The sequence below is a fragment of the Pseudoxanthomonas koreensis genome, from assembly GCF_041890415.1.
GTDB lineage: Bacteria > Pseudomonadota > Gammaproteobacteria > Xanthomonadales > Xanthomonadaceae > Pseudoxanthomonas > Pseudoxanthomonas koreensis_A.
Genome location: NZ_CP169056.1, coordinates 822,004 through 839,125 on the forward strand (window position 1 = coordinate 822,004; position 17,122 = coordinate 839,125).

The 17,122-nt window shown below is 70.0% G+C and carries 13 protein-coding genes and 1 tRNA gene; 2 read left to right on the top strand and 12 right to left on the bottom strand.

Annotated elements, in window-relative coordinates:
* Positions 1 to 15 precede the first annotated feature (15 nt).
* The 6 genes from ACEJ41_RS03840 to ACEJ41_RS03865 form a co-directional block, all read right to left on the bottom strand.
* Complete coding sequence (locus tag ACEJ41_RS03840; RefSeq protein ID WP_374013474.1) at positions 16 to 1,722, bottom strand: von Willebrand factor type A domain-containing protein; 1,707 nt, start codon at positions 1,720 to 1,722, stop codon at positions 16 to 18.
* An 89-nt stretch (positions 1,723 to 1,811) separates the two neighbouring features.
* Positions 1,812 to 3,338: an exopolyphosphatase gene (ppx, locus tag ACEJ41_RS03845; RefSeq protein WP_374013475.1), complete on the bottom strand. Its 1,527-nt coding sequence runs from the start codon at positions 3,336 to 3,338 to the stop codon at positions 1,812 to 1,814.
* A gap of 47 nt (positions 3,339 to 3,385) precedes the next feature.
* Positions 3,386 to 5,491 (bottom strand): polyphosphate kinase 1, encoded by a 2,106-nt coding sequence (gene ppk1, locus ACEJ41_RS03850; RefSeq protein WP_374014057.1) that lies wholly within the window; start codon positions 5,489 to 5,491, stop codon positions 3,386 to 3,388.
* A 38-nt stretch (positions 5,492 to 5,529) separates the two neighbouring features.
* Positions 5,530 to 6,876 carry a phosphate regulon sensor histidine kinase PhoR gene (phoR, locus tag ACEJ41_RS03855; RefSeq protein WP_374014058.1) on the bottom strand — a complete coding sequence of 449 codons (1,347 nt, stop codon included), beginning with the start codon at positions 6,874 to 6,876 and terminating at the stop codon, positions 5,530 to 5,532.
* Between the two features lie 96 nt (positions 6,877 to 6,972).
* Positions 6,973 to 7,665, bottom strand: coding sequence for a phosphate regulon transcriptional regulator PhoB (phoB, locus tag ACEJ41_RS03860; RefSeq protein WP_374013476.1), 693 nt, complete (start codon positions 7,663 to 7,665; stop codon positions 6,973 to 6,975).
* A gap of 91 nt (positions 7,666 to 7,756) precedes the next feature.
* On the bottom strand, positions 7,757 to 9,418 hold the full coding sequence (locus tag ACEJ41_RS03865) for a M48 family metalloprotease (RefSeq protein WP_374013477.1): 1,662 nt from the start codon (positions 9,416 to 9,418) through the stop codon (positions 7,757 to 7,759).
* A gap of 155 nt (positions 9,419 to 9,573) precedes the next feature.
* On the opposite strand from ACEJ41_RS03865, the gene grxC reads away from it, so the two are divergent.
* Together grxC and ACEJ41_RS03875 are read left to right on the top strand one after the other, a co-directional pair.
* A complete protein-coding gene (gene grxC / locus ACEJ41_RS03870) occupies positions 9,574 to 9,861 on the top strand; it encodes a glutaredoxin 3 (RefSeq protein ID WP_374013478.1) in 288 nt (95 codons plus the stop codon).
* Positions 9,862 to 10,021: 160 nt separating this feature from the next.
* Positions 10,022 to 11,029 (top strand): isocitrate dehydrogenase, encoded by a 1,008-nt coding sequence (locus ACEJ41_RS03875; RefSeq protein WP_374013479.1) that lies wholly within the window; start codon positions 10,022 to 10,024, stop codon positions 11,027 to 11,029.
* A 703-nt stretch (positions 11,030 to 11,732) separates the two neighbouring features.
* Here the strand turns inward: ACEJ41_RS03875 and ACEJ41_RS03880 are convergent.
* From ACEJ41_RS03880 to ACEJ41_RS03905, 6 genes are all read right to left on the bottom strand, one after another.
* Positions 11,733 to 11,809: transfer RNA gene (locus ACEJ41_RS03880), tRNA-Arg, on the bottom strand.
* Positions 11,810 to 11,894: 85 nt separating this feature from the next.
* Positions 11,895 to 12,713 carry a bifunctional hydroxymethylpyrimidine kinase/phosphomethylpyrimidine kinase gene (thiD, locus tag ACEJ41_RS03885; protein ID WP_374013480.1) on the bottom strand — a complete coding sequence of 273 codons (819 nt, stop codon included), beginning with the start codon at positions 12,711 to 12,713 and terminating at the stop codon, positions 11,895 to 11,897.
* A gap of 4 nt (positions 12,714 to 12,717) precedes the next feature.
* Positions 12,718 to 14,424, bottom strand: coding sequence for a SulP family inorganic anion transporter (locus tag ACEJ41_RS03890; RefSeq protein ID WP_374013481.1), 1,707 nt, complete (start codon positions 14,422 to 14,424; stop codon positions 12,718 to 12,720).
* Positions 14,425 to 14,505: 81 nt separating this feature from the next.
* Positions 14,506 to 15,909 carry a PhoH family protein gene (locus tag ACEJ41_RS03895; RefSeq protein ID WP_374013482.1) on the bottom strand — a complete coding sequence of 468 codons (1,404 nt, stop codon included), beginning with the start codon at positions 15,907 to 15,909 and terminating at the stop codon, positions 14,506 to 14,508.
* Positions 15,910 to 16,036: 127 nt separating this feature from the next.
* Entirely contained in the window at positions 16,037 to 16,513 is a 477-nt protein-coding gene (locus tag ACEJ41_RS03900) for a peroxiredoxin (RefSeq protein WP_374013483.1), read from the bottom strand.
* A 10-nt stretch (positions 16,514 to 16,523) separates the two neighbouring features.
* Positions 16,524 to 17,099, bottom strand: a complete 576-nt coding sequence (locus ACEJ41_RS03905) for a glycine cleavage system protein R (protein ID WP_374013484.1) — start codon at positions 17,097 to 17,099, stop codon at positions 16,524 to 16,526.
* Positions 17,100 to 17,122: the final 23 nt, after the last annotated feature.

A 17,122-nucleotide genomic window follows, 5' to 3' on the forward strand; every position in this document is an offset into this window, starting at 1 on the left:
CCGGACCCTGGAGCCTCAGTCGGCGCTGATCGCCGCCGGGTCCTGGCCACTGGTGGCGCGGCGGGCCGATTCGACCAGGCCCAGGAATTCCTGGCGCAGGCCCCAGCGGTCCTCACCGACGGCACCGCGGGCGGTGGCCGCCACCTGGTCCCAGTCCCAGCCTTCGACGTTGCTGCCACCACGCAGCAGGTCGGCATAGCCGGCCACCGCCGCGGCCCAGCGCAGGGACTGGCCAGCCTGCGCACGCAGCGAGGAGCGCAGCACGGGAGTCTCGACCAGCCGGCTGTGGGCCTGGCCCGGGAGCTTGTAGCGCAGGCGCAGGTGGGCAAGCTCGTCGCCGCGTGCGGCGGCCGGCGCAGCGGCACCGGCATAGCGCAGCGCGGGCAGGCGCTCGCCGCCGGAGCCGACCAGGGCGATCTCGTACAGCGCGGTGACCTGGTGGCCGGCGCCGATGTCGCCGGCGTCGACCTTGTCGTTGGCGAAATCCTCGCGCGCCAGCATGCGGTTCTCGTAGCCGATCAGGCGGTACTCGGCCACCACCGCGGGGTTGAACTCGATCTGCACCTTCACGTCGTTGGCGATGGTCAGCAAGGTGGCCTGCATCTGCTGCACCAGGACCTTGCGCGCCTCCTCTGGGGTATCGATGTAGACGTGCTGGCCGTCACCGGCATCGGCCAGGCGTTCGGCCATGGCATCGTGGTAGTTGCCCTGGCCAAAACCCAGCGTGGACAAGGCAATGCCCGACTTGCGCTGGTCGGCCACCAGGGTTTCCAGCGCGCCGCGGTCGATGGTGCCGACATTGAAGTCGCCATCGGTGGCCAGCAGGATCCGGTTCACGCCGCCGTCGATGTAGGCCTGGCGAGCCACCGCGTAGGCCAGGCGGATGCCGTCGCCGCCGTTGGTGCTGCCGCCGGCGCGCAGGCGCTCCAGCGCCTCCAGGATCGTCGCATGCTGGTCACCGGGCGTCGGCGCCAGCACCAGCCCGGCCGAGCCGGCGTAGACCACGATGGAGACCCGGTCCTGGGCGCGCAACTGCGGCACCAGCTGGGCGAAGGCGTGCTGGAGCAGGGGCAGCTTGTCGGCGCTGTACATCGAGCCGGAGGTGTCGATGAGCAGGACCAGGTTGGACGCAGGCAGCTCCGACTTGTCCACGTCGTAGCCCTTGACCCCGACCATCAGCAACTGCCGCTTCGGATTCCACGGCGCCGGTGCCAGCTCGGTGGTGACCCGGAAAGGCACCTGGCGCGAGGCCGGCGCCGGGTGGCCGTAGTCGAAGTAATTGAGCATCTCCTCCACCCGCACCGCATCGGCGTGCGGGCGCACGCCATTGCGCAGCATGCGCCGCACGTTGGCGTAGCTGCCGGTATCCACGTCCACCGAGAACGTGGACACCGGCTGCTCGGTGGTGCGCTGCACCGGGTTGTCCTCGCGGCCCTCGTAGCGCTCGGTATTGGCCGCCGGCGGGGCCACGTTGAATCCCGGCCTCGCATCGGCGCGGCGTTCCCGTGCCGCCATGGCCATGCTCGCCGGTGCGGGTGCCATGGCCCGGTACGCAGCCGACGGCGAAGGCGGCGGAGGCGGCGGAGCGTAGGCATCGGTGAGCGGCCCGGCTGCCTGCTCGGCAATGGGCGCGTCGGTGCCGCCGGGGGTGGAGCGGCAGGCCGCCAGGGCCAGCAGCAGTGCGCTGGCAATCAGGAGAGGACGAAGCGAAAGGCCGTTCATGAGCGCGATCCCGTGTTGGTCCTGTGGTCAAACGCATGGCCCGGCCTGATGGGGTTGACGCGCCCATGCCGGGCGCTTGCCGGGCGGATTCAGACGACCATCGGCTCGAACGCGATCCCGAGCCCGGGCATGTTGTCCTTCTCGCCCAGCAGGTCGGCGCGCAGCAGCGGCCGGGCCTCGATCCAGCTGCGCTGCACGACCAGGCGCAGGCCGTCGTCGGTGGCGGCCAGCTCCAGCATCGGGATGGCGTCGTTATCGTGCGCGCGGTGCAGCAGGACCGCCAGGCGCAGCAGCGCGGCCTTGCGCCGGGCCGACAGCAGCAGGCGATCGGGCAGTGCGTCGAAGGCCGAACGCGGCACGCTGCGGCGGTGGGTGCGCACCAGCGCGGCCAGCACCTGCTGCTCCTGGCGCGAAAAGCCGGCGATGTCCGAATGTTCGAGGATGTAGGCGCCGTGCACGTGATAGTGGCTGTGGGCCAGGGTCAGGCCCAGCTCATGCAGGTGCGCGGCCCAGCCGAGCATGCGCGCGTCGTCGTCGTCCAGCGACCATGCCTCCGCGACCTGGGCAAACAGGCGCAGCGCAGTGCCTTCCACGCGCGCGCCCTGGTCCGCATCGATGCCGTAGCGGGCGGTGAGCGCCTGCACGGAGGCATCGCGCGGATCGTTGTCGCCGCCGCGGCCGAGCATGTCGTAGAGGATGCCCTCGCGCATGGCCGCCTTGCTCACCAGCAGCTTCTGCAGGCCCAGCGCATCGAAGGCCGCCTCCAGCACCAGCAGGCCGCCGGCGATGATCGGACGGCGCTCGCCGGACAGGCCGGGCAGGGTGATGCGGTCGATGCTGCTGGCCTGGAGCAGGCGGTCACGCACCAGCGGCAGCGCCTGTGCGGTGATCGCACCCTTGGTCAGCTTCATCGCCGCGCAGATCTCGCCGATGGACTTGTGGGTGCCCGACGAGCCCAGCACCTCCTGCCAGCCCAGCGCGCGGTACACGCCCGCGAACTGCTGGAACTCGGCGCTGATTTCGGTCAGCGCGTCCTTCCATTTCTTCTTCGAGAGCCGTCCATCGGGGAAGAACCGCCTGGTGCTGGCGATACAGCCCGCCTGCAGGCTCTCGCGCTCCACCGGGTCGACCCCGCGCCCGATGATGAACTCGGTGGAGCCGCCGCCGATGTCGATCACCAGGCGCAACTGCCCGGCCTTGGGCGGCTGCGCGTGGGCCACGCCCAGGTAGATCAGGCGTGCCTCCTCGCGGCCGGAGACCACTTCGATCGGATGGCCCAGCGCGGCCTCGCCCGCGGACAGGAAGGCCTGCGGCTGGCGCAGCTGGCGCACGGTGTTGGTGGCCAGCGCGCGCACATGCAGGTGCGACACCCCGCGCATGCGCTGGCCGAAGCGTGCCAGGCAGTCGAGCGCGCGCTGCCGCGCCGATGCGGCCAGGCCACCGTGCCCATCCAGCCCATCGGCCAGCCGCACCGTTTCGCGCAGGCGGTCGACCACCCGCAACTGGCCCATCGTGTACTGGGCCAGGACCATGTGGAAGCTGTTGGATCCAAGGTCGACGGCGGCGAGCGCGTCGCCGTCCTGGACCTGGGGGCGGCTGGGTGTGGAATAGGGCATGGACGCGGATGTTAGCGGATGCGCGGCACGAGGCCGTTGGCGCCCGCCTACAGCCCGTCCAGCAGTGCCTGCTGCGCCGAGTACGGGGTTGCGCCCTCGGCCGGCGTACACGGCCGGTAGGTCCCGTCCGCGCCCAGCTCCCAGGCGTTGAGGTTGTCGGCCAGGTAATTGTGCAATGCCTCGCGCCGGACCCGTTCCACCAGTTCGGGCGCCAGCACCGGGAAGCAGGTTTCCACCCGGCGCAGCAGGTTGCGCTCCAGCCAGTCGGCGCTGGCGCAGTACAGCTCCGGCTTGCCGTCGTTGCCGAACCAGTACACCCGGGTGTGCTCGAGGAAGCGGCCGACGATGGAACGGACCCGGATGTTGTCCGAAATGCCCGGTACGCCCGGGCGCAGGGTGCAGGCGCCGCGCACGATCAGGTCGATCTGCACGCCGGCCTGGGACGCCTGGTACAGCGCGCGGATCACCTGGGGCTCGTTGAGCGCGTTCATCTTGGCCACGATCCGCCCCGGGCGGCCGGACGCGGCCAGCTGCGCCTCGCGCGTGATCCGGCTGAGGATGCCGCTGTGCAGGGTGAATGGCGATTGCAGCAGGCGCTTGAGCCGGATCGACGGCGCCAGCCCCGACAACTGCTGGAACAGCAGGTGCACGTCGTTGCCGATGTCGGCATCGGCGGTGAGCAGGCCCAGGTCGGTGTAGGCACGCGCGGTGCCGGAGTGGTAGTTGCCGGTCCCCATGTGCACGTAGCGGCGCAGGCGCCGGCCCTCGCGGCGTACGATCAGCATCATCTTGGCGTGGGTCTTGAAGCCGACCACCCCGTACACCACCTGCACGCCGGCCTCCTGCAGGCGGTCGGCCAGGCCCAGGTTGGCCTCTTCGTCGAATCGCGCGCGCAACTCCACCACCACGGTCACGTCCTTGCCGTTGCGCGCGGCCAGGACCAGCGCATCGACGATCGCCGACTCCTTGCCGGTGCGATACAGGGTCTGCTTGATCGCCAGGACTTCCGGGTCGGCCGCGGCCTGGTTGAGCAGGTCCAGCACGCTGGCGAACGAGTCGAACGGGTGATGCAGCAGGACGTCGCCCCGGGCCAGCGCCTCGAACACATTCTCCCCTTCCAGGCGGTTGCGCGGGGTGAACGGCGGGTATTTCAGTTCCGGGCGCTGGACCAGCTCGTGGACCTGGATCACCCGGTTGAGGTTGACCGGGCCGTCGATGTAGTAGACCGCGCTCTCGCCCAGCTCGAAGTTCTGCAGCAGCGTGCGCACGATCGGCCGGGGGCAGTCGTGGGCGATTTCCAGGCGCACCGCGGGCCGGTAGCCACGGCCCACCAGCTCGGTGCGCAGGGCCGAGGCGAGGTTGTCCATCTCGTCCTCGTCCACCACCAGCTCGGAGTTGCGGGTGACCCGGAACTGGTAGGCGCCGCGCACGGTCATGCCCGGGAACAGCTCGTCCACGAACACGGCCAGCATCGAGGACAGCAGCACGAACGCCTGCTCGTTCTTGCCGCGCAGGCTGGCAGGCAGCTCGACGATGCGGTTGAGCGAACGCGGCGCACGCACGATGGCCAGGTGGCCGGGGCGGCCGAACGCGTCCATCCCTTCCAGCACCACCACCACGTTCAGCGACTTGTTGAGGATCCGCGGGAACGGATGCGAGCGGTCCAGCCCCAGCGGCGAGAGCACCGGCATCACGTTGTTGCGGAAATAGGCACGCAGCCAGCGGCGCTGGCGCGGGGTCCAGCCCTGGCGGCCGAGGATGCGTACCCCGGATTCGGCCAGCGCCGGCCGCAGGATCTTGTTCCAGCAGTCGTACTGGGACTGCACCAGCGCGGCGGCGCGCTCGTGGATGGCCTCCAGCAGCTGCGCAGGCGCGATTCCGTCGGCCGCCGCCGGCAGGCCGAAGTCCAGCGCGTGGCGTACCGCCGCGGCGCGGATCTCGAAGAATTCGTCCAGGTTGGTGCAGGAGATGCACAGGAAACGCAGCCGCTCCAGCAACGGCACCTGCGGATCCAGCGCCTGGGCCAGGACCCGGAAGTTGAAGTCCAGCTGCGACAGCTCCCGGTTGAGATACAGCGCCGGGTCGCGCAGGTCCTCGCCGGTGTCGTATCCGGGTGCACTGGTCGGGTCGGAAGCGGGCTGTTCGGTGTCCATGGCGGGCGCGGTGGTGGAGCGGGGTGGAAGGGGAGGGGTCATGGCGCGTCCGCTGCGGGCCGGGCACCGGGCGCAGCCTCATCATGCCGCGTCCGGACCCGTTCGGGGCCGAAATGGCAGGCGAACTCGCTGCCCTCGCCGACGCGGCTTTCAATCGACAGCCGCGCCTGGTGCAGCCCCAGCACGTGCTTGACGATGGACAGCCCCAGGCCGGTGCCGCCGCTCTCGCGCGAGCGGCTGCTGGACACGCGGTAGAAGCGTTCGGTCAGCCGCGGCAGGTGCGCGTGCGCAATGCCGTAGCCGGTATCGCGCACGGCCAGCACCGCGCCGCCGTCGGGCGCGCGGGCAAGGGTAATCGTCACCGTCCCGCCTGCAGGGGTGTAGCGCACGGCATTGGTCACCAGGTTGGAGAATGCGCTGTGCAACTCCCGGGTGGAGCCGAGCAGGTCGCAGCCGGCAAGGTCCTGCAGTTCCACGGTGTGCCGTCCCTGGCTGAAGGCCTCGGCCTCGCGCTTGAGGGTCGCCAGCATCGCCGCCATCGCCACAGGCTCCTCCGGCAGGCTGTCGCGCGCCTCCAGGCGCGAGAGGGTCAGCAGGTCTTCCACCAGTTGGGTCATGCGCTGGGACTGGCGCTGCATCTCCTCCAGCATCGGCCGCCACTCGGGGAATTCATCCGGGTCGAGCATCTCCAGGTAACCGTGGACCACGGTCAGCGGGGTGCGCAGTTCGTGCGAGACGTTGGCCACGAAATCGCGGCGCACCTGCTCCAGCTGCAGCAGCTTGCTCACGTCGCGCGCCACCAGCAGCCAGTGGTCTTCCGAATACGGGATCAGGCGCAGGTTCAGGCGCAATCGCGCGTCGGTGGGGGCCTGTGCGTCGAGGATCGGTTCGGCGCGGCGCCCGGCCGCCAGCCAGCGCGCCAGCGCAAGCGGCTGCAGGCATTCGGCCACCGGCGCGCCCATGTCGCGTGGATGGACCAGGCCCAGCAGGCCGGTGGCGGCCTCGTTGAACCACAGGATGCGCTGGGTGTTGCGGTCCACCACCACCACCGCGTCGGGCAGCGCGTCGGCGGCGGCGCGGTAGGCGCGCAGCATCTCCAGCAGGCGGCGCTTGCGCGCGCGCATCTCCGCGCGGCTGCGGTGCAGCAGCCGGTCCAGTTCGTTCCATGCGCCCTGGCCGCGGCCGGGCTCCTGGTGCTGGCGCGCGCCAAGGCCCTGCAGCACCCGGCGCAGGCGCCAGTGCTGCCATGCCAGCATGCCCAGCGCGGCCGCCGCCAGCACCGCACCGACGTGGCCGATGGCGATGCCGGCCACGATGGCGGCCAGCAGCAGCCCGCACTGTGCGAGCAGGGTGCGCCGCCACGCCGAGCGCAGCCGCGGCGGCATGCGCCTGGTCGGCACGGCGGCATCGGCCGGGTGCTCGTCGCTGGCGGACACGGTCGGAAGGGCGGGGAGATCGGTCATCCAGGGGCCGGTGCCGTGTCAGTCCGTGGCCGCGGAGAAGCGGTAGCCGGCACCACGCACGGTCTGGACCATGCGGTCGGCGCCGAACGCTTCCAGGGTCTTGCGCAGGCGGCGGATATGCACGTCGATGGTGCGTTCCTCCACGTACACGCTGCCGCCCCATACATGGTCGAGCAGTTGCGCGCGGCTGTACACGCGGTCGGGATGGGTCATGAAGAAATGCAGCAGGCGGTATTCGGTCGGCCCGATCGGTACCACCGCGTCGTCGGCAAATACCCGGTGCGCGGCGCCGTCGATGCGCAGTACGCCCATGGCCACGCTGCCGTCCTCGTCGTCCTCGCGCGAGCGCCGCAGTACCGCACGGATCCGGGCCAGCAGTTCGCGCGCGGAGAACGGCTTGACCACGTAGTCGTCCACGCCGGCCTCCAGGCCGCCAACCCGGTCGTTCTCCTCGCCGCGGGCGGTGAGCATGATGATCGGCACCTCGCGGGTCAGCGCTTCGCGCCGCCAGCGCCGCGCCAGTTCCAGGCCACTGCTGCCCGGCAACATCCAGTCCAGCAGGATCAGGTCGGGCACCCGGTCGGCGATGGCTGCCTGCGCTTCGCGGGCATCGCCTGCATGGACCGGGGCGTAGTCGCCCTTGCGCAGGGCGAAGGCGACCATGTCGCGGATGGCGGGTTCGTCGTCGACGATGAGGATCTGCTTCTGCACGGTCCTTCCAGCGTTTCGAGCGGTCGCCGGGATTAGACTACCGTTGCATGACACTCGTGTGACACCCGGGCGCCGGCGGCACCGTTGCCGTTCAGCGGCGCTGCATGTCCGGATCGCGGACGCCCAGGCGGCGCAGCTCCAGCACGGTCGGGGTAATGGCCGCGATGCGCGCGTCCACCCGGGCACGGGCCACGTAATCCAGATCGCCGCGCTTTTTCAGGTTTTCCAGCTGCATCAGCGCCTGTTCCGGGCGGCCGTTGAGGAAGGCCGCTTCGGCATAGGCCTCGCCGGCGCGGGCCTCATCCCCGGCCAGCTCGCAGGCGCGGGCGAAGGTCTGCTGGAAGATGGGGTCTTCGCCGGCGCGGGCCAGCAGCGGGCGCAGCACTTCCTGGGCGCGGCGGCCGGACTCGGTGCCACCCTGCTCCACCAGCACCCTGGCGTAGGTCAGCGCCACCGGGCGACTGCCGGGCAGGCGCCGCAGCCACTGGTCGAAGCGGGCGTTGGCCGCGGCGTGGCGGCCGGCGCGTGATTCGGCCTCGCCCAGGGCCATGCCCACCCACGGGTTGTCCGGGTGGCGGCGCTGCAGGGCCTGCAGTTCGGTGGCCGCCACGGCCGGCTCGTGCGCGGTCTGGACCAGGGCCAGGCCATAGCGCTGCGGGTCGCTCAGGCCGTCGGGGCTGGCCCGGCGCAGGGCTTCGTACTCGCGCATCGCGCCATCGCTGGTGGTGGCGCTGAGCGCGCGCAGCCGCTCCTGCACCCAGGCGAACTGGCCGGTGCCACCGGCCAGCGCGGCCGGCAGGGCATCCAGGCGGAAGTCGGCCGGCAGCAGCGGGTTGGGTTTGCCGGTTGCTGCGGCGACGCCGGGATCCTCCACCCGCTCGACCCGCACCACCTGCTCGCCGGGCTCGCCAACGGCGGTGGTGGCGGTGACCGCGCCGCGCTGGCGCAACTGGTCGGCGCGCTGCTTGGCCTCGCCGATGCGGGTGGTGTTGACCGGGTGGGTGCGCAGGTAGTCGGGCGTGCTGTACCCGCCCTGGTTGCCGCGCATGGCAAAGGACATGCGCTCGAAGAAGCCGGCCATCGCGTCGGCGTCGTAGCCGCTGCGCGACAGGGTGCGGATGCCGATGCGGTCGGCTTCGGCCTCGTTGGAGCGCGTGTAGTTGATCTGGTTCTGCTGGATCAGGCTCATCGCGCCGACCAGGGCGGCCTGGCTGGCATCGCCCGAGGAAGTGCCGCCCGCCGCCTGGGCCACCACGATGGCGGCCAGCATCCCCAGCAGGATCGGCACCTGGTCGCGCTGGGCGCGCTCGACACCGCGCAGCACGTGCTGCTGGGTGACGTGGGCGATTTCGTGGGCCAGCACCGCGGCCACCTCGTCCTCGCGCTCGGCAGTGAGTACCAGGCCGGCGTTCATGCCGATGTATCCGCCCAGGGTGGCGAAGGCGTTGATCTGCCGGTCCTTGAGCATGAACAGGACGTAGCGCTGCTCGGGCCGGTCGCTGTTGGCGCCGAGGCGGTTGCCGATGGACTGCAGCCAGTCGTCCACCAGCGGGTCTTCCAGGGTGTAGCGGTAGTTGCGCAGCTCGCGCAGCATCATCGCCCCGTACTGCTCCTGGCGCGCGGGCGTGAGCAGCTCGCCGGCCGAAGAGCCGATGTCGGGCAGGCGCAGGTCGTCCTGGGCCGGCGCAGGGGCGACGGCCAGGCCCAGCAGCACGGACAGGAACACGGCGATGGCCAGCGGGGGATAGCGCAAGTGATGGGACTCCGGATGTGATGGCAGCATGCAGTGCCGGCGGTGGAAAGGCGTGAATCGGCGGTTAATCCACAGCGTTCCGGCCATGACGCTGGGCTCCGGTGGCCCCCGTTACCATATCTTCCCTCGACCCCAGCTGCTTTGCGGAGTTCACCGTGTCCCGATCTTCCCCCCCGATCCGCATCTATTCCTCCGCCGTGTGCCCGTACTGCGTGGCGGCCAAGAACTTCCTCAAGAGCCAGGGCCGCGACTGGACCGAGATCCGCGTCGATCTGGACCCGGCCGAGCGCCAGAAGATGGTCGATCTGGCCCGCCGCACCAGCGTGCCGCAGATCTTCGTCGGCGATATCCACGTCGGTGGCTACGACGACATGATGGCCCTGCACCGGGCCGGCAAACTGTTGCCGCTGCTGGATGGACAGGCGCCCGGCGCATCGGCGTAGGTGGCCCGGGGCGGAGTGGCGCCACGCTGCGGGCTGCGGCAATGGCGGGCGGAGTAGGGTGTTCAGCCCCCATGGGGCATAATTTCACGACAAACTATCCCTCCCCACGCGCGCCTGGCCTGTGCCTGCGCCCATGCGCGCCCGCTTGGAACCCCCACACATGACCCAGAAGATCACGGTCATCCGCGGCGACGGCATCGGCCCGGAGATCATGGATGCGACCCTGCACGTGCTTGACCGGCTCGGCGCCGGCCTGGAGTACGAATTCGCCGACGCCGGCCTGGCTGCGCTGGACAGGCATGGCGAGCTGATGCCGCAAGCCACCCTGGACTCGATCGCGCGCAATGCGGTTGCGCTGAAGAGTCCGTTGACCACCCCGGTGGGCGGTGGCTTCAGTTCGATCAACGTCGCCCTGCGCCGCCATTTCGACCTGTATGCCAATGTGCGCCCGGCCAAGTCGTTCCCGAACACCCGCTCGCGTTTCGGCGACGGCGTGGACCTGGTCACCGTGCGCGAGAACACCGAGGGCGCCTACCTGTCTGAAGGCCAGGAGTTGTCCGAGGACGGCGAGGTTGCCATCTCCGGTGCGCGGATCACCCGCAAGGGGTCCGAGCGCATCGTGCGCTACGCGTTCGAGCTGGCACGCAGCACCGGCCGCAAGAAGGTCACCGCGATACACAAGGCGAACATCATCAAGTCGACTTCCGGCCTGTTCCTGGACGTGGCGCGCGAGGTGGCGGGCCGGTATCCCGACATCGGGTTCCAGGAAATGATCGTCGACAACGCCTGCATGCAGTTGGTGATGCGCCCCGAGCAGTTCGAGGTGCTGGTCACCACCAACCTGTTCGGCGACATCATTTCCGACCTGTGCGCGGGGCTGGTTGGTGGCCTGGGCCTGGCCCCGGGCGCCAACATCGGCGAGAACGCGGCGATTTTCGAGGCCGTGCACGGCACCGCGCCGGACATCGCGGGCAAGGGAATCGCCAACCCCTGTGCGTTGCTGCTGGGCGCGGTGCAGATGCTGGACCACATCGGCCGGCCGCAGGATGCCGACCGCGTGCGCCAGGCCATCGTCGCCACGCTGGCGGCCGGGGATTCGCTGACCGGCGACCTGGGCGGCAGCGGCACCACCATGGGCTTCGCGCAGGCCATCGCCAGCCGCCTGTAGCTTCCGGGGTCGCGCGTGACCCGGCCCGCGAGTGGCGGCAGGGTGAGCTTCAACGTGAGCTGCGGCCGTGCCGGGATCAAGGCCGGAGCCGTGCGGTGATGGTCGGCTCCGGAGGGAGCCGCGGCCGTACGGGTGTGGCATGCTGCTCGGGCGCACATCCGTGTGCGCAGTCGCTACCGCGGCCATCCATGGCCGCTGCCCCGACACACCCGCACGTCCACGTCTTCGGCGTGTCGATGTCGCCTCCCTTGTAGGAGCCGGTCTTGCCGGCGACCGCTGCGTGGTGTGGTGTGTCGCGATGCCGCAACCTGCATCGCGGTCGCCGGCAAGGCCGGCTCCTACACGAGTGCAGCACACGTCGGTGATGGGATGCGCGATTTTCGGGAGCCATTGCCTTCGCAAACGAAGGCCGCAGCATCGATACACCGATGGACGTCGCCCGGCCGGGGGGATGGGGCAAGTGGCACAGGGACGTGCCACGGCCCCGAGTGCGCACATGGATGTGCGCTCGAGGGGTGCACCATCCCCCCGGTCGGGCGGCGGCCCAATCCGAAGCCACACAATCACAGACGCTTTTGCCTTGGCCGCTGGCGCCATCGCCACGCGTCGCCTGAAGGCCGGTGGTCGTCCCCGCGGGGCGCAGCCGGCTCCGGGCGAAAACCCAAAAAAAAGACCGGCGACAATCGTCGCCGGTCTCTGAAAATGGCGCGCCCGGAGAGATTCGAACTCCCGACCGCCTGGTTCGTAGCCAGGTACTCTATCCAGCTGAGCTACGGGCGCGTTTCAAGGCGCGGAATTATGCGTGAGCCCCGTGCGGGCGTCAATCATTCCCTGTAAACCGCGGCCTGGCGCCTGTCCGTGCGGCTCACCGGCCCGGCGTTGCCGCGAAGTGGTCGAGCACCACCACCTCCCCGCGGCCGGGACGATAGCCGCCGCGCAGGGCCGCATGCACGTATTCCACCGCCGCGGCGCAGGCCGCGCGCAAGTGCAGGCCGCGGGCCAGGTTGGCGGCCACCGCCGACGCCAGCGTGCAGCCGGTGCCATGCGCGTCCAGGCGCAGGCGCGGGTGCGCGCTGCGCTGCTCGCCTCCGGCGTCGGCCAGGATGTCCACCACCTCGCCGGTCCCGGGCAGGTGCCCGCCCTTGAGCAGCACCGCCGGCGCGCCCAGCGCGCGCAGCGCGGCAGCGGCGGAGGTCATGCCGTCCAGGTCGGTGATGGGCGTGCCCAGCAGCAGCTCGGCTTCGGGCAGGTTGGGGGTGAGGACGGTGGCCAGTGGCAGCAGGCGCGTGCGCAGCGCATCCAGCGCGTCCTCGGCCAGCAGGCGTGCACCGCTGGTGGCGACCATCACCGGATCCACCACCACCTGTGCGGGGCGATGCCGTTGCAGCGCACGTGCCACCGTTTCGATCACCGGCGCGCTGGCCAGCATGCCCAGCTTGACCGCGCCGATCCGGAAATCCTCGAAGCAGGCATCGATCTGCGCGTCCAGGAACTCCAGCGGCGGCACGTGCACCGCGGTGACCCCGCGGGTGTGCTGCGCCGTGAGTGCAGCCAGCGCCGACAGCCCGTGCACGCCATGGGCGGCGAAAGTCTTGAGGTCGGCCTGGATGCCGGCGCCGCCGCCGGAGTCGGAGCCGGCGATGGTCAGCACACTCACCGGCCTGGCGTCTTGGATCGTGCTCATGCGCTCATTCTGCCGTGTCCGCAAGGCTCGAGGACAGTTCCAGCGCGTCGTCGAAGGTGGCCGCAAAGCGCACGTCAGGGTGGGCGGCGCGGAAACCCATGTCACCCAGCACCCGGCGCGGCTGCGCCTGCACGCCGGACAGCACCAGGGTGATCCCCAGACGCGTGCAGCGCTTGGCGAAGTTGTGCAGTGCGTGGGTGCCGGAGGCGTCGATGATGGGCACCAGGCGCATGCGCAGGATCAGCACCTTCGGCGGTGCGTGGATGAACTGGTCCAGCAGATGATCCAGGCGATTGCTGGCGCCGAAGAACAACGGGCCGTCGATGCGGAAGGCCTCCACGCCGGCGGGCAGCCGCAGGCGCTGGGTACTGTCCTCGGCCAGCGCCGGGTCGTCTTCGCCGCCAGCGCCACCTCCGCCCTGGCTGATCTCCACGCTTTCGGCCATGCGCACCATGAACACCACCATGGCCACGGCGAGCCCGGCCTGGATCGCGACGGTCAGGTCGAACAGCACGGTCAGGCCGAAGGTCAGCAGCAGCACCACCCGGTCGCCCCACGGCGCCGATAGGGTGTGCCGGAACTGCTGGTGCTCGCTCATGTTCCAGGCCACCACCAGCAGCACCGCGGCCAGCGCCGGCAGCGGCACGTAGCGCATCAGCGGGGCCAGCGCCAGCATGAATGCCAGCAGGAACGCGGCATGCAGCACGCCGGCCAGTGGCGAACGCGCTCCGGCGCGCACGTTGGTGGCGGTCCGCGCGATGGCGCCGGTGGCCGGCAGCCCGCCGACCAGAGCCGAGCCGATGTTGGCCAGGCCCTGCGCCACCAGCTCGCCGTTGGAGCGATGCTTGCCGCCACTCATGCCATCGGCGACCACCGCCGACAGCAGTGATTCGACGCCGGCCAGGAAGGCGATGGTGAATGCACTGGGCAGCAGCTCCGGGATCCGGTCCAGCGGAATGTCGGGCATCTGCAGCGGCGGCAGTGCGGTTGGCAGCTCGCCGAAGCGTTGCCCGATGGTTTCCACCGGCAGCGCCAGCCCCAGGCCGGCCAGGGTGCAGGCCACCAGGGCGATCAGGAATCCGGGCCAGGCGGGCTTCCAGTGGCGCAGGCCGAAGATCAGCACCAGTCCACCCACGGTCAGCGCCACCGTGGCCGGCTGGGTCGTGGCCAGGTGCTGTGCGTACGCAGTCCAGCGCGGGATGAACTCCGCCGGCAGCGACTCCATCTGCAGGCCCAGCGCATCCTTGACCTGGCTGGAGAAGATGCTCACCGCGATGCCGGCGGTGAAACCGGTGATCACCGGCTGCGGCATGTAGCGCATCAGCGTGCCCAGGCGCAGCAGGCCGGCGGCGATCAGCATCAGCCCGGCCATCAGCGTGCACAGCACCAGGCCACCAAACCCGAAGCGTTCGATCACCACGAACACCACCGGGATGAACGCGGCGGTCGGCCCGCCGACCTGCACCCGCGAGCCGCCCAGCGCCGAGATCAGGAACCCGGCGACGATGGCGGTATACAGGCCTTTTTCCGGGCCCGTGCCGCTTGCGATCGCCAGGGCCATGGCCAGCGGCAGTGCCACGATGGCCACGGTGAGGCCGGCCACCGCATCGGCGCGCAGGTCGCGCCAGCCATAGCCCTCGCGCAGCACGGTGACGAGCTTGGGCTCGAACTGTTTCAGGTAATGACGCAGATCGCTGCTGCCGCCCTGCATCGGTCGACTCCTCGGCACGTAGGGGTACCGGCTCCAGCCCCGATTATGCGGCCGGCGCCACCGCGGCGGCGCCGGCCACGGTCATAGCACTTCGGATGCGAAGTCCGCCAGCCGCGAGCGCTCGCCGCGGCGCAGGGTGATGTGCGCGCTGTGCGGCCAGTGCTTGAAGCGGTCCACCGCGTAGGTCAGGCCCGAGGTGGTCTCGGTCAGGTACGGGGTGTCGATCTGCTCCACGTTGCCCAGGCACACGATCTTGGTGCCGGGGCCGGCGCGGGTGATCAGGGTCTTCATCTGCTTGGGCGTCAGGTTCTGCGCCTCGTCCAGGATCAGGTAGCGCGACAGGAAGGTGCGCCCGCGCATGAAGTTCATCGAGCGGATCTTGATCCGGCTGGCGAGCAGGTCGTTGGTCGCCGCCCGGCCCCAGGCGCCGCCGTCCTGGTTGTGGGTGAGCACCTCCAGGTTGTCGGTCAGCGCGCCCATCCACGGCGTCATCTTTTCCTCTTCGGTGCCGGGCAGGAAGCCGATGTCCTCGCCGACGCTGACCGTGGCACGGGTCATGATGATCTCGCGGTAGCGCTGCTGGTCCATGGTCTGGGCCAGGCCGGCGGCCAGCGCCAGCAGGGTCTTGCCGGTGCCGGCGGTGCCGAGCAGGGTGACGAAGTCGATGTCCGGGTCCATCAGCGCGTTGAGCGCGAAGTTCTGCTCGCGGTTGCGGGCGTTGATGCCCCACACCGCGTGCTGGCCGCCACGGAAATCGTCGACCAGGGACAGGACGGCCTTGCCGTCCTCCACCCGGGCCACCCGCAACTCCACTTCGTCGTCGCCGGGCAGGTACAGGTACTGGTTGGGATGCCAGTCCTCGCCTTCCAGCGGGGCCACCTCGTAATGGGTGCGGCCCTTGTCCGACCAGGAGCGCAGGTCGCCACGGTGCTGTTCCCAGAAATCGTCGGGCAGTTCGGTGGCGCCGGTGAACAGCAGGCTGAAGTCGTCCAGTGCGCGGTCGTTCTCGTAATCCTCCGACACGATCCCGGCAATGGCCGCCTTGATCCGCAGGTTGATGTCCTTGGATACGAACACCACCGGCGTCTGCTCCGGCGTGACTTCCTTCAGTGCCAGGATCGCGCCGAGGATGGCGTTGTCGGGGATCGCCGCGCCGAAGCTCTTGCCGGCCTCGAAGTGGCTGGTCTGGAAGCGCAGCAGGCCGGCGGCATGGCGCCCGCGCAATTGCACGCTGTTGGGCTGGGTCAGCGGGATGCCCGATGCCAGGCGGTCCAGCCCGGCGCTCTCCACCAGCTCGTTGAGGAACCGGCTGACCTGGCGCGCGTTGCGGCTGGCCTCCGAGGTGCCCTTCTTGGCATTGTCCAGTTCCTCGATGACCTGCATCGGCAGGTAGATGTCGTGCTCCTCGAACTTGAACAGCGCGGTGGGGTCGTGCATCAGCACGTTGGTGTCCAGCACGTACATGCGCTTCTTGCCTGGGGTCATCATGGCTTCCTGGTGGGGCTGCTGGGCAGGGTGGCGTGGGGCGGCGCCGCAGTTGCGGACGCCGGACAGCGGCGAACCGCCGCGGCCTGCAGGGCAGGGCGGCGGGAACGCGGGACACGGGTGGAAGTCACTGCGAGGCTTGGGCCTTCAGTTGCTCGAGCACGGCCTGGGCGTGGCCGGGGACGCGCACCGCGCGCCATTCATGCGCGATGCGCGCGTCGGGCGAGATCAGGAAGGTGCTGCGCACCACGCCCATGACCTTGCGGCCGTACATGTTCTTTTCGTGGATGACGTCGAACGCGCGGCACAGCGCTTCGTCGGCGTCGCTGGCCAGCGGAAAGAGGAAGCCCTGCCTGGCGCGGAAATTGTCGTGCGACTTCAGCGAGTCGCGCGACACGCCCAGCACGTCGGCGCCCAGGGCGTTGAACTGCGGCAGCAGGGCATTGAAGTCCATGCCCTCGGTGGTGCAGCCGGGGGTGTTGTCCTTGGGGTAGAAGTACAGCACCAGCCAGCGCCCGGCGTAGTCGCCCAGGGTGGCGTTGCGGCCGCCGGACAGGGCCAGCGGAAGTTCCAGGGTGGAACGCTCGAGCGCGACCGATGTCATCTTGCCTGCCTCAGAACTTCATCGGGTCCATGATCGCGTCCAGGTTCAGGTGGTCGCAGAACTCGAGGAAATCGTCGCGCAGCGCGGCGATGTGCATGTCCGCCGGCACCCCGATGGTGACCTGTGCCGAGAACATCTCCGCACCGGTCTGCATGGCCCGGTAGCGGGTGCTCTGCAGGTTTTCCACGGTGATGCCCTGGCGGTCGAAGAAATCGGCCAGCTGGAACAGGATGCCGGGCTTGTCGGCGGCCACCACCTCGACGATGTAGGGCAGCAGATTGGACTGGATCTGCTTGGCCGCGGTGCGGTACCAGATCAGCTTGAGATGGTCCTCGCGCTCCATCCGGCCCAGCATCGCCTCCAGCTTGGCCACCGCGTCCCACGAACCCACCGCCAGCGCCGTCATCGACACGTCGCGGCCCACCGTGGCCAGGCGCGCATCCACCAGGTTGCAGCCGCTGTCGGCGATCCGGCGGGTGACCGCCAACAGGGGCGATTCCGGATGCGTCGTATAGGCGTTGATCAGGAGGTGGTTTTCGTTCGGCGAAGGCCGGGGAGGGGTGTCGGTCAAGGAGGCTTCCGGCATTGCGAGAGGCTGAATGGCAGGCA

Bases quoted from the DNA above. Each gene is read 5' to 3' on its own strand.
- ACEJ41_RS03840 (WP_374013474.1), bottom strand. From the start codon at position 1,722: ATGAACGGCCTTTCGCTTCGTCCTCTCCTGATTGCCAGCGCACTGCTG.
- ppx (WP_374013475.1), bottom strand. From the start codon at position 3,338: ATGCCCTATTCCACACCCAGCCGCCCCCAGGTCCAGGACGGCGACGCG.
- ppk1 (WP_374014057.1), bottom strand. From the start codon at position 5,491: ATGGACACCGAACAGCCCGCTTCCGACCCGACCAGTGCACCCGGATAC.
- phoR (WP_374014058.1), bottom strand. From the start codon at position 6,876: ATGCCGCCGCGGCTGCGCTCGGCGTGGCGGCGCACCCTGCTCGCACAG.
- ACEJ41_RS03875 (WP_374013479.1), top strand. From the start codon at position 10,022: ATGACCCAGAAGATCACGGTCATCCGCGGCGACGGCATCGGCCCGGAG.
- thiD (WP_374013480.1), bottom strand. From the start codon at position 12,713: ATGAGCACGATCCAAGACGCCAGGCCGGTGAGTGTGCTGACCATCGCC.
- ACEJ41_RS03890 (WP_374013481.1), bottom strand. From the start codon at position 14,424: ATGCAGGGCGGCAGCAGCGATCTGCGTCATTACCTGAAACAGTTCGAG.
- ACEJ41_RS03895 (WP_374013482.1), bottom strand. From the start codon at position 15,909: ATGACCCCAGGCAAGAAGCGCATGTACGTGCTGGACACCAACGTGCTG.
- ACEJ41_RS03900 (WP_374013483.1), bottom strand. From the start codon at position 16,513: ATGACATCGGTCGCGCTCGAGCGTTCCACCCTGGAACTTCCGCTGGCC.
- ACEJ41_RS03905 (WP_374013484.1), bottom strand. From the start codon at position 17,099: ATGCCGGAAGCCTCCTTGACCGACACCCCTCCCCGGCCTTCGCCGAAC.